An 11711-nucleotide genomic window follows, 5' to 3' on the forward strand; every position below is an offset into this window, starting at 1 on the left:
GTCGTTAAGGAGGTATTATTGATATGGGAAAAAGCAACAAGCAGACCCACAACAATAAGAACAACAAAAATGATAGTCAGCACAAAACGAGTAAGTCCTCTAACAAAAAGAATGACTTTCATTAATCGAAAACGAACAAGTATGAAGCTGTCCTCTTAGCAGGACGGCTTTTTTGTTTGTTTAGAACTGGCAGTGAAAAAAGTACAGAAGAAGTACATGTTTTGAATGAATACTGCGAAATGTGTATAGGTGACGGAGAAAAGTTTGTGTCTTTTACCTGTATCTCCTTAAGAGCTTTGCATGTTACACTAAAAAGGCACTTATGGGAATTTCTTTAAAAGGCAGGAGAAAAGGCAGTATGAAAAAAGTTAGATTCATTTTTAGTATTTTAGGTACACTTGTTTTTATCGTGTATATGGCAGTCTTAATTAAAGCCACTCTTTTTTCATTTAATGAATATGTATATGGAAGATCAGCAAATCTCGTGTTGTTTGACAGCATAAGGCTAATGTGGAGAAGTGAGGATGATTGGCTGATTCTGAAGAACATTATCGGGAATGTGCTCTTGTTTGTACCATTTGGTTTGTTGCTGCCTTTAATTTACCGAGTGTTTAATTCTTGGCGTTTTATTTTCATTTTTGGTTTTGGGACAAGCTTTATTATTGAAGTTCTTCAATATGAGTATTTCAAACGAATCTTTGATATTGATGATATCTTCCTTAATGGTATGGGAGCGATGCTCGGACTTTTCTTATATAAGTTTTTAGCGATGCTCTTCCGATGGATCGAACGATTATTAAAATAAGAGTTGTATATATAAGCAACAAAATAAATAAACCGGACAGCGATAGTAGCTGTCCGGTTTTTGTATGCTTACTTTGTTTCTTTTCCTAGTACACGGTTAACACGCTTTGTCAGCATTTTCATACCATCTCCACCTGCTTGGTAGTGACGAAGCTTACCTTCAGCATCAAAAACGTAATATGCAGGCACATACTCGTTTTCAAACGCGTCAGTTAATGTATGGTCGTTGTCCACAAAGATTGGCTGTGTAATATCGTGTTCTGCTGCCACTTCTTTAATTTGATCGATATCCAGATCTTTTTCTGAACGTGGCATATGAACCGCAATCACGTTCAGTTCGTCTTTATAATCATCACGAAATTGATTAATGTTAGGCATTGCATCTTTACATAGTCCACAGCTTACAGACCAAAAGTGAATAAGTGTTGGTTTATTACCGATCAAATCACTTTTTGAAACTTCTCCATTGATCCATTGTGTAGCACCATTAAGTTCTGGCATATCCGAACGTAATCTCATCATAAAAATATCTACTCCTTGTTTTGAAGATAGTTAAGTTATCTAATGTCTAGTTTAAAGGTTGAACCACTAAAGTCAAAAATCCTGCTTTACTTTACTAATATGGTGTAAAAAGAAAAAATTTATTTCTAAGCTGTTTTGGATTTTATGGATATCTTATTATTATTTTTAATAAAAAGTATCGGTAAACAGAGTAAGAATAGCATGCCACAGATCGCGAAAACAAAAGCACCGCCATCAAACCAGCTGATGAAACTTCCTCCGATGATAGGACCAGACATGCTTCCAATGCTAAAGCTGATACCTGCTAAAATATTTCCTGCAGGAAGATGGTATTTAGGAAGCAGGTCACTCATATACGCGATGCCTAGAGAGAACATCGATCCAACAAACATTCCGGATATAAAGAACAGACTGATCAGAAGCCAAAAGTTGTTCATGCTCCAGTAAGTTGCTAAGAACGAGAAGAAACCAGAAACGAATGAAAAGATTAAGATGGGTTTTCTTCCCCATCTATCGCTGAGAATACCGAGTGGCAACTGGAAGACTAGACTACCTAATACGAAAGCAGGCAGTAGAACAGCTACCCAATCTAAGCTGATTCCATTACGTAGTGCAAATACGGGAAAAGAACCATGAAGAGTTGCTTCTAGAAACCCGTAACCAAAGGGTGGTAATAAAGATACCCATGCTAATTTCAACACATCTTTATAGCGCTCGAAAGCTGTTACACCAGAAGTTCGAGCAGACTCTGTTTCAGGTCTTTCGTTTCTTATCGTGGTCATTAGAAGAAAAGAAAGAAAACAAAGACTGGCCGCAAGCCAAAAAGGTAGGTTTTCGTTAACTTCTAGCATTTTTGTCATAAGGGGTCCGATTCCAAATCCTGCTCCAAATGCAATCCCGTATATAGAAATGTTTCTCCCTCTCTTTTTTTCAGGGCTACTTGTCGTAATCCAAGTTTGAGTAGAGAAATGCAACATATGATCTCCAATACCGATCAATAGTCTTAATACAAACCAAAACCAAAATACTTTCCAAACAGGAAACATAGCAAAACAGAGTACAACCGCTAAAAGTCCTGCTAAAATGAGTGGTTTATAACCAAGTTTTCTAAGAGGCTTCTCTATAAACGGAGAAGCGATCAAGATACCTATATATAGAGCTGTCGCATGGAATCCGTTTAATGAAGCAGATGTACCGTCCTGCTCAAAGATGACTGCAATTAAGGGAAGCAGCATACCTTGAGCAAAACCTGATATAAAAACAATGCTGACTAGAACTGAGAATTTATACGTAGAAAGCTGCATGAGCATCTCCTTTTCAAAACAAACTAAAACCATTGTACAATGTAAATCATAAAAAGTTGAGTGGAAGTTTAGGATGAGGAGGGTGTAATTTTGGAATTTAAAATGACTGCAAATGGATTTGAAACGGATGTAGAGTATGGAAGGCTTGATATAAGCGGAAATGCTGAGTATGGTTTTCGGCCATTTCAACTTCTCGTTTCTTCTATAGCTGTATGCAGCGGTGGAGTTCTTCGAAAAGTATTAGAGCGTATGAGAATGCAATATGATGACATCACTGTTTCAGCAAAGATCAACAGAGTAGAAAAAGAGGAAAACGAGTATCGGACATTCACCTTCACTTTTTGATCAAAGGAAAAGAATTATCAGAAGAAAAGGTCGAGAAAGCATTAAACGTAACTCGAAAAAACTGTTCGATGGTTCAGTCTGTCAAAGACAGTATAAACATCACCGAAAGCTTTGAAATCCAACGTTAAATTTAGTGCCCTGATTCTTTATAGAATCAGGGTTTTTTATTTTCCAACAAAATCCGGAGAGATCAAAGCAGGGAACATGGATAAATTTTATCGGTTAGAAAAAAATAGGGGAAAGGAGGATGTTATGAAAAAGAGAATTTTTATTATGTTATTTGTCATGCTTTTTGTGTTATCCAATACAGCATTAGCAGCTGAGAAAACAAAGCAACAGCCAGAACAAAAACAAAAACAAGCAGAAAAAATAGAAAAAGCTGCTCCAAAAGCAGAAATTAAAATACCGAGTTCGGTTCTTAGCATATCAAAAGAGAACACGTATCCTAACTCTGCTCAAGATCTTCCGTACTTAGAACCGAGTAAGCTTGCGAAAACTATGCTCAAAACATCGGACGTGCCAATTACAAATCCAGATTTAATTCGTTTATTAAATGAGTCAACGATAAATGGATCGAAAGTAGCTTTTTGGTACCGCGCAAAAATCTACCTAGGTCAGTGGCCATTGTCTTATCAATCAACTGAGACGACTGTGAACTGGGAACATCAACAAATCAATACGAACCGTTTAGACAACAGAGGTGCAAAAGCCGTTGCGAAACTGTCTTATAATCAAACAGCTCATAAAAAAGTAAGTGGTGGTCTTACAGCGTCAATTCCAAATAGTGAAGCTGTTCAGAAGATGATGCTCATCACAGCAGCAGAAAAGTCAAAGCTACCTTTATCTTTTCAGACAGCTGTTGGGGCAGGTACAAAGAAATCGAACGTGTACCATGTATCACCAAAACAAGTGGGATATTTAGATAGTTATGTGCCGGCCGTTAATGAAAGAGGACGAGTCACTTACGGAGAAGTGTATATCGTATTAAAAGGCGGTAAAAGAGAAATCGTGATTCAAAATGTTACACAGCAAGGAATTGGTGCTTGGATTCCCGTTCAAGACCACGTATCTTTCAGTTTTCATACAAGCAATATGTAAAAAAGGACAGCTCCTTAATCAGCTGTCCTTTCTTTTTGTTTAACCTATGACGTCCTCGAATGGTTGATTTCCGTTACAGGATGCTCGCTTTCCGGGGGGCGTGCGGTGAGCCTCTTAGCGCTCTGCGCTGTTAAGAGTCTCACCTGTCCCGCTGATCCCCCAGGAGTCTCGCACCTTTCACTCCAATCAAATTCAAGGAAGAATGCAAAAAAAAAGAGACATACAGAAGATGTCTCCTTTTACATAGAGTAGCTTAACAATGGTCCACCCATTGTTCGCTCCAGTCTTGAATGGCATTAATGATTGTTTTTAAAGAATTACCTTTATCCGTCAGTGAATACTCAATTCGCACAGGTGTCTCTGGGTAAACGTTACGCTTCACAATTCCCACAGACTCCAATTCCTTCATCCGTTCCGTAAGCATGCGATCACTCATTTCGGGAATCTGGGATTTGATGTCTTTGAACCGCTTAGGGCCATCCATCAAAACGCGAATGATGAGTCCTGTCCATTTTTTACCGATAATATCCATGGCTACCTCGTACTTCGGACACATCGTGCTATAATCCATTATCCTTCACCTCAATCTATATGAAAAAACGATGCTTTTTCTACAGTCTATATTTGCCTTCTATTATACGGTTTAAACTTACTTTTGTAAAGTTTATAACTTTTTAACGCTTTAAAGCTTCGAGGTATTATTTTTAAAATCTACTTCTTTATAGTAAGAATGTTTTACAAGTACGTTCGGTCCTAAACATTGAACAGCAGGGCAATGACAGTTTAATTCTTTTGCAAGCACTGATTGGTTCCATGCTTCATAAGCATCAGGTAAGCTTGTGTGTTTTATATTTCCAAGAGCAGGAGCATCTCCAAAGTCTGTCACGATAATATTGCCATCAAATAAATTGATATTTAATCGTGATCTTCCATCAGGGTCATTACGCACTGTAACATTTTCTTCTGCTTGAAGTCTTCTGATCAATCTCAAATCCTCTTCGTTTTGAGAGCAAGCATAGAAAGGGAGAGTCCCAAAAAGCATCCACGTTTTTTTATCTCGAATATCCAGAAGGTGGTGAATACTTTCACGCATTTCTTCTAATGAGATGGTTTCCAATGTGCTAGCAAAATCACTCGGATACATCGGATGAATCTCGTGACGCTGACAGCCCATCTCCAGAACATGTTTATGTATCTCTTCCAAGTAGGGCAACGTCTTCTTATTTAACATCGTTTCAGCAGATACCATCACACCAGCTTTTGTTAAAGCTTGTGCGTTTTCAACTAAGCGGGTAAAGTAAGCTTCGCGTTGTTCAACAGAAGGCTTCTTTTCCATCATCGCAAAACCAGTATCAGAAAACTCCTCCACCGTTCCCCAGTTATGGGAGATATGAAGCACATCTAAATACGGAATAATTTTTTCGTAGCGTGCTAAATCTAAAGTTAAATTTGAGTTAATCTGAGTACGTGCACCACGTTCTCTTGCGTATTTTAATAGTGGCACAACGTAATTATTTACTGATTTTAAGGAAAGCATCGGCTCACCGCCAGTAATACTGAAAGCTCTTAATTGAGGAATTTCATCGAGTCGTTGGATAACAAGTTCAAGTGGAAGAGGCTCAGGGTCTTTTGTTTGAAGAGTGTATCCGACAGCACAGTGCGCACAACGCATATTGCACAATGTGGTTGTCGTTATCTCTATATTGGATAGCTGAAGTTTATTATTTTCACTCATATCTAAGTAAGCTTCCCACGGATCATTCTTTGGGGTTATCGCTTTTAATTCGGTTTTTAACACCATCATACATCTCCTTTGCGACCATAAATGGACAGTATCTATCTTAACCGAAGCCACATTAAAGAAAAAGGATAATATTCTGTTGGCAAAATCGGTTGACCTTGTTAAAGTAGAAGGGATGGAAAGGAGAGATCAACATGGGTAACTCTATTCAGGATAAATCCTCTCAAAAAGAATATATTAAAAATCGTATTGACTTATTAGTTGATGTTTTAGATTCTATAGATGCTGAAACAGCAGGAATTGAAGAGATCGACCGAATCATCGGAATGCTGGATGACTTAGAAGAAAAGTGTAAACAGTTCCGTCACGATTGGGAAGAAAAATAAGCTCGAAAACCGTTTCTTTATTAAAGAAGCGGTTTTTTTTGTTATAATGAACTCATTAATAATTTTGATTACGCTTACAATAGCAAGTCATAAAGGGGTAGTGAAGAGATGGAGAAATTTCAAGAAAGCATGTACAAGCTGATTGTAGAAACATCAACGAAATTGCCAAAAGACGTTCGCCGTGCCATTCTTGCAGCTAAGCTAAAGGAAAACGCCGGAACACGTGCTGCGATGTCTTTAGATACGATTACGGATAATATTTTAAAGGCTGATGAAAATGTTTCACCAATCTGTCAGGATACAGGACTTCCTACTTTTAAGATCAAAGTTCCTGTAGGAGCGAACCAGATTAAGATGAAAAAAGCGATTCGTCAAGCGATTGCGGATGCAACAAAAGATACGAAGCTTCGTCCGAACTCCGTTGATTCAATTACTGGAGACAACAGTGGGGACAACTTAGGAGACGGAACGCCTGTTATTAAGTTCGAACAATGGGAAGAAGATTACATCGATGCTCGTCTGATCTTAAAAGGCGGCGGATGTGAGAATAAGAACATTCAATATAGTCTTCCTGCTGAATTAGAAGGCTTAGGACGTGCGGGACGTGATCTAGACGGGATCCGTAAATGTATCATGCATTCGGTGTATCAAGCTCAAGGTCAAGGCTGCAGTGCCGGTTTTATCGGTGTTGGAATTGGGGGAGACCGTACATCAGGATACGAGCTAGCGAAAGAAATGCTATTCCGTTCAGTAGATGACGTTAATCCGAACGATAATCTTCGTAAACTTGAAGAGTATGTGATGGAGAACGCGAATAAGCTTGGGATTGGTACGATGGGCTTCGGTGGCGAAACGACATTACTCGGCTGTAAAGTTGGTGTGATCAATCGTATTCCAGCGAGTTTCTTTGTATCAGTAGCTTATAACTGCTGGGCATACCGTCGTTTAGGTGTGAAACTGAACGCTGAAACGGGAGAAATTCAAGATTGGTTGTATACAGAAGGCGAAGAAGTAGACTTCACTAAAGCTGAAGAGGAAGCAGCAGCCGCAGTTGAACAGCAAGAAGAAAAGACGAGAAGTGTTACACTCGAAGCTCCTATTACGGAAGAACAGATCCGTGAGTTGAAAGTTGGAGATGTTGTGACGATCAACGGTATGATGCATACAGGTCGAGATGCTATTCATAAGCATTTAATGGATAATCCGGCTCCAATCGATCTGAACGGTCAGATCATCTATCACTGCGGACCAGTAATGGCAAAAGACGCTGAAGGAAATTGGGTCGTTAAAGCGGCAGGACCAACAACAAGTATTCGTGAGGAACCTTACCAAGGCGACATCATGAAGAAGTTTGGAATCCGCGCGGTTATTGGTAAAGGTGGAATGGGTCCAAAAACATTAGCAGCTCTTAAAGAACATGGCGGTGTTTATTTGAATGCTATTGGCGGTGCTGCACAATATTACGCTGAATGTATGGAAAAAGTTGAAGGTGTCGACCTGATGGAATTCGGTGTTCCAGAAGCGATGTGGCACATTCGAGTCAATGGCTTTACAGCAGTTGTTACGATGGATTCACACGGAAACAGTCTGCATGAGCATGTGGAGAAGTCATCTTTACAAAAGCTAGAGCAGTTTAAAGATCCTGTATTTAAATAAAATGAATGTGGGAGCCACAGTTCTGATATGGAACTGTGGTTTTTTGCTTTTTACAGCGTGAGATGAATAAAGAGTGTCGAAAAGTGTCTATCCATGTAGACTCGTGGATAAATCGCAAAAACTTTTGGATTGAAGGAGCAAACTTTTGGATTGGGCATCAAAAGTTGTGGATTGAAGCAGCAAACTTTAGGATTCATCTTAAAAACTTTAAATTTCCATCGCAATCGGACATTGTTTTCACCAAGTACATTCGTTTCCTTTATATCCCTAGCATGGTTTTCTGCATTTACTACAAAATAAAGGTATAGGTTGTCGCTTGAAGGAGGAAGTTTAATGAGAATCAATCGGCTCCTGTGCCTAATATTGGTTTCAATCATATTTTTTACACAATCACATGTTATTTATGCTCAAAGAGGCGTATCCAATCAAAGACTGGAATGGTACTTTGAGAAAAAAGGGGAAGAGAAGCCTCCTATTACAGATGCAAGGTACATGGAGCTTGTCCATAAATACGATAGCCTTTTTATTGGAGACCCAGGAAAAAAAGATATCTATTTAACCTTTGATAACGGGTACGAGAACGGTTATACCGACAATGTTTTGGATGTGTTGAAGAGAAAGAAAGTACCTGCAGCCTTTTTTGTAACCGGACAATTTATGAAGACTCACCCTCACCTAATAAAACGAATGGCTGACGAAGGGCACATTGTAGGGAATCACTCCTACTACCATCCAGATCTTACCCAAGTGTCTGATGCACGTTTGAAAAACGAGCTTGAAAAAGTAAAGCTCAGATACACGGAAATAACCGGAAGAACAGATATGAACTATATTAGACCTCCACGAGGAGTGTTTAGCGAAAGAACGATTATGCTGGCTAAACAAGAAGGGTATACACATGTGTTCTGGTCACTTGCCTTTCTAGATTGGGAAACCAACAAACAGCGTGGTTGGCAATATTCATACAACCAGATCATGAAGCAGATCCACCCAGGTAGCATTATGCTGTTGCATACGGTTTCTAAAGACAATGCAGATGCACTCGAACGCACGATAGAAGCTCTTCAAAAGAGAGGCTATACATTTAAAAGCTTAGACGACTTACAGCTAAAAAAATCTGTACCCACTCCATTATTGTTTAAATCTTAAAAAACACTTTTGCATACTTTGCGAAGGTGTTTCTTTTTTGGGCTAAAAAGCATAAAACAAAAAGACGCTTAAACCTCTTTTCCTAGAAAGTGGTTTAAGCGTTTTAAACATTTATTTTATTACATTTAGTTGTACGTCATCTAGGTAAATCTCATGTTTGCCCAGTGGCGATCCTGAACTTTTTCCAAGAAGAAACTTTAATGACAACGTATCTGTTTCAGTAGGAGTAATTTGGAACGTATAGGTGGTGTCTTCATTCCCAATTTCAACGCTCTCAGCAAAATAACGTTTGTACTGTGAGTTCTCTAACGTTACCTCTATGTTGCGAGCAATCTGTGAGGATATCGAAAAACGTAGTTCGTAATTCAATCCTTCGACTAACTTTAAATTACCTTGTTCTAAAAGAACACTCCAAGGCTCATTTCCTTCAGAATCGATGCTGATCTTGGCTTTACCTTCTTCACTCACGATCTCAGCATTTGCATCGTAATGAATATAGGGTGTCCAAAATGAAAGGCCGGAAAGGAAATCTCCATTTTTTAATGGTTTCATATCGACATCGTTGTAATCGGGAATATTGGTTAGTTTCTGTAAAGTAATGTCGTCTAAGTAAACATCAGCAGAATGGCCGCCTAAATAAAAAATGAATTGGCTGTTATAATCTGACGTTTCTCCTTCATACGTAAATTTTAACTCGTGCGCATCATTCGTTTTGTTAAGGTTTACTTTTGCTGGTGCTACATAGAACTTTTTGCCGCTTTCATCTAACACACCAACCTCAATAGATCTAGCTCGATCAGCTTTCCCTTTAAAGGATAGAAGGTAATCATTCCCTTTGATCAACTGGATACCTTTTTGAACCAGATATTTATCTGCTGTTTTTGAAGAATGTCCTTTTAAAATGGCATGAAATTCACGCGTTTTTTCGTTAACAACTGCTGAATCCTTTTTGTGTTTTGAAACAAAGTTCCAAAACGTTAATCGATCCATCGCACCTTGATCAAATGTTCCATTGTAGATGTGATTACCATCCGGAAGTGGGGGTTTAGTCGCAGACTCATTAATCGGTTCATTTGTGACTTCTTCAACACGTACGTTCCCAATCCAAACCGGGATACTTCCATTGTTACCTAGGTTAAATTCTAATCGAGCGGCAAGATCTGTATCGGCGAGCATATCGAAAGTAAAGGAGTGGGTTTTAAGTGTATTATTTAATTTAATCGTTTCTTCATTTGAGTATTTGCTCCAACCGCGTTCTGCGCCACCGCCTACTTTAACAGACATTTGTCGATCAGCTGCTGCTTTTGCATCAAAGCTAACTTTGTAACGTCCGCTTTTTCCGAGTGAAAGAAGCTGAATCGCTTGTACAGAATGTGAAAATGACCCAGGAACTTGTGGGGTAATCACTGCAAAATTCTTATTATCGATCATTTCTTTTTCTACAGAAGCTTCACCACCAAAGTCTGGAAGAGTAACAAGGTTCCAGTAGGTCGGATCGAATGGCGATTCATTTTCATCGATAACTGTAAAAGGTCTTTCAAAGTTTCCGTCATAAATAAGATTACCGTCTTCAAGAGGATGTTTAGCTTCTTTAGGCAGTTCAACAGGCTTTGGTGTAGGTTCAACTGGATCTCGATAATCGCGGTTTTTCAATTCATACACACGAACATAATCAATCTCCATCTGTTGAGGGAACGTAGTCGTTTCATCGGGATCACCATCAAACCAGCCGCCAACAGCGAGGTTCATGATTAAATAAAAGTTTTGATCAAATGGCGCTGGATACGAAAATTTGATCGGATTATTTTGCCCCTTTGCATACCACTCATTTTGCGTTTGATAAAGTTCACCGTCTACATACCATCTGATTTCACCAGGTTCCCATTTGATCGCATATGTGTGCCAAGTGTTGATTCCCTCGTTAAAAGGAAATTCATATTCTTTTCCTGTATAACGATTGTTTGGCCAAGTCTCCCCATAATGGAGGGTGCCAGCCACTTTATTTGGTTTACTTCCCCAAGCTTCCATGATGTCTATTTCACCTGATGCCGCCCATCCACCATATCGGTCTTTTTCAGGTAACATCCAAACAGCTGGCCACAAACCTTTTCCTGTAGGTGATTTTGCTCGAACTTCATAACGGCCATATGTTTGACTAAATAAACCCTTTGTTTTTAACTTGGCAGACGTATAATCATAGGTACCCGAATCATCCGTTGTTTTCTCTTTTTTTGCACGAATAATTAGTTTGCCATCTTGTATAAAGGAGTTCTCTTCAGAGTTCGTATAATATTGTTTTTCATTGTTGCCCCAACCAGGTGTAATAAGATTTCCCTCTTCATCTTTTATCCAGTTACCAATGTCATAGGTCCATTTTCGGGGGTCGATGGTTGGTTTGTTAAATTCATCTGACCAAGTAAGAGACCATTTTGTTTTTTCTTTCTTTTTTTGTACTTCTTTATTTCCATCATCTTCTGCTGAGGCGATCACCCCACTTGGCATCATTAATAAAGCAGAGACTGCTAAAGCACAGATTTTTTTCACTAAGCAAATTCCTCCTTTGTTATTAATACTGAATCGAAAGCGGTTTCGGAAAACTCGAAAAAATATAAGAACGATACGAAAGCGCTTTCGCTAAAATTAGTATAGAAAATTTAAAAAAGCTATTCAATCTGACTTTAGTATTGTTTTTTTTAAAAATAATTT

10 protein-coding genes and 1 pseudogene are annotated in these 11711 nt (G+C 38.8%); 6 read left to right on the forward strand and 5 right to left on the reverse strand.

Annotated features, from left to right (window positions below; translation table 11 throughout):
* The first annotated feature begins 358 nt into the window (after window positions 1-358).
* On the forward strand, window positions 359-805 hold the full coding sequence (locus ABE65_RS02430) for a VanZ family protein (RefSeq protein WP_066391096.1): 447 nt from the start codon (window positions 359-361) through the stop codon (window positions 803-805).
* Between the two features lie 68 nt (window positions 806-873).
* On the opposite strand, the gene ABE65_RS02435 is transcribed toward ABE65_RS02430, so the two are convergent.
* The gene (locus tag ABE65_RS02435; RefSeq protein WP_066399668.1) at window positions 874-1323 is read right to left on the reverse strand and encodes a TlpA disulfide reductase family protein; all 450 of its coding nucleotides are present in this window, start codon (window positions 1321-1323) and stop codon (window positions 874-876) included.
* A gap of 128 nt (window positions 1324-1451) precedes the next feature.
* Window positions 1452-2630 carry an MFS transporter gene (locus ABE65_RS02440; RefSeq protein WP_066391098.1) on the reverse strand — a complete coding sequence of 393 codons (1179 nt, stop codon included), beginning with the start codon at window positions 2628-2630 and terminating at the stop codon, window positions 1452-1454.
* 90 nt (window positions 2631-2720) lie between these two features.
* Here ABE65_RS02440 and ABE65_RS02445 point away from each other — a divergent pair.
* Together ABE65_RS02445 and ABE65_RS02450 are read left to right on the forward strand one after the other, a co-directional pair.
* Window positions 2721-3103, forward strand: a pseudogene (locus tag ABE65_RS02445) (OsmC family protein).
* 124 nt (window positions 3104-3227) lie between these two features.
* A complete protein-coding gene (locus tag ABE65_RS02450) occupies window positions 3228-4073 on the forward strand; it encodes a YfkD famly protein (protein ID WP_082861251.1) in 846 nt (281 codons plus the stop codon).
* A 253-nt stretch (window positions 4074-4326) separates the two neighbouring features.
* Here ABE65_RS02450 and ABE65_RS02455 read toward each other — a convergent pair whose 3' ends face one another.
* Together ABE65_RS02455 and yfkAB are read right to left on the reverse strand one after the other, a co-directional pair.
* Window positions 4327-4644, reverse strand: a complete 318-nt coding sequence (locus ABE65_RS02455) for a winged helix-turn-helix transcriptional regulator (protein WP_066243338.1) — start codon at window positions 4642-4644, stop codon at window positions 4327-4329.
* Between the two features lie 111 nt (window positions 4645-4755).
* Window positions 4756-5874, reverse strand: coding sequence for a radical SAM/CxCxxxxC motif protein YfkAB (gene yfkAB / locus ABE65_RS02460; protein WP_066391099.1), 1119 nt, complete (start codon window positions 5872-5874; stop codon window positions 4756-4758).
* A 134-nt stretch (window positions 5875-6008) separates the two neighbouring features.
* Here yfkAB and ABE65_RS02465 point away from each other — a divergent pair, with 134 nt between their 5' ends.
* The 3 genes from ABE65_RS02465 to pdaA all read left to right on the forward strand — a co-directional run bounded on the left by ABE65_RS02465 (window position 6009) and on the right by pdaA (window position 9005).
* Window positions 6009-6200, forward strand: coding sequence for an SE1561 family protein (locus ABE65_RS02465; protein WP_066243343.1), 192 nt, complete (start codon window positions 6009-6011; stop codon window positions 6198-6200).
* Between the two features lie 108 nt (window positions 6201-6308).
* Window positions 6309-7856, forward strand: coding sequence for a fumarate hydratase (locus ABE65_RS02470; RefSeq protein ID WP_066391100.1), 1548 nt, complete (start codon window positions 6309-6311; stop codon window positions 7854-7856).
* Window positions 7857-8189: 333 nt separating this feature from the next.
* On the forward strand, window positions 8190-9005 hold the full coding sequence (gene pdaA, locus ABE65_RS02480) for a delta-lactam-biosynthetic de-N-acetylase (protein ID WP_082861252.1): 816 nt from the start codon (window positions 8190-8192) through the stop codon (window positions 9003-9005).
* 111 nt (window positions 9006-9116) lie between these two features.
* On the opposite strand, the gene ABE65_RS02485 is transcribed toward pdaA, so the two are convergent.
* Window positions 9117-11549, reverse strand: coding sequence for a carbohydrate binding domain-containing protein (locus ABE65_RS02485; protein ID WP_231887843.1), 2433 nt, complete (start codon window positions 11547-11549; stop codon window positions 9117-9119).
* Window positions 11550-11711 lie beyond the last annotated feature (162 nt).

Origin of the sequence: Fictibacillus phosphorivorans, assembly GCF_001629705.1 — a bacterium.
Lineage (GTDB): Bacteria > Bacillota > Bacilli > Bacillales > Fictibacillaceae > Fictibacillus > Fictibacillus phosphorivorans_A.

Bases quoted from the DNA above. Each gene is read 5' to 3' on its own strand.
- ABE65_RS02465 (WP_066243343.1), top strand. From the start codon at position 6,009: ATGGGTAACTCTATTCAGGATAAATCCTCTCAAAAAGAATATATTAAA.
- pdaA (WP_082861252.1), top strand. From the start codon at position 8,190: ATGAGAATCAATCGGCTCCTGTGCCTAATATTGGTTTCAATCATATTT.
- ABE65_RS02470 (WP_066391100.1), top strand. From the start codon at position 6,309: ATGGAGAAATTTCAAGAAAGCATGTACAAGCTGATTGTAGAAACATCA.
- ABE65_RS02450 (WP_082861251.1), top strand. From the start codon at position 3,228: ATGAAAAAGAGAATTTTTATTATGTTATTTGTCATGCTTTTTGTGTTA.
- ABE65_RS02430 (WP_066391096.1), top strand. From the start codon at position 359: ATGAAAAAAGTTAGATTCATTTTTAGTATTTTAGGTACACTTGTTTTT.
- ABE65_RS02435 (WP_066399668.1), bottom strand. From the start codon at position 1,323: ATGAGATTACGTTCGGATATGCCAGAACTTAATGGTGCTACACAATGG.
- yfkAB (WP_066391099.1), bottom strand. From the start codon at position 5,874: ATGGTGTTAAAAACCGAATTAAAAGCGATAACCCCAAAGAATGATCCG.
- ABE65_RS02440 (WP_066391098.1), bottom strand. From the start codon at position 2,630: ATGCAGCTTTCTACGTATAAATTCTCAGTTCTAGTCAGCATTGTTTTT.
- ABE65_RS02455 (WP_066243338.1), bottom strand. From the start codon at position 4,644: ATGGATTATAGCACGATGTGTCCGAAGTACGAGGTAGCCATGGATATT.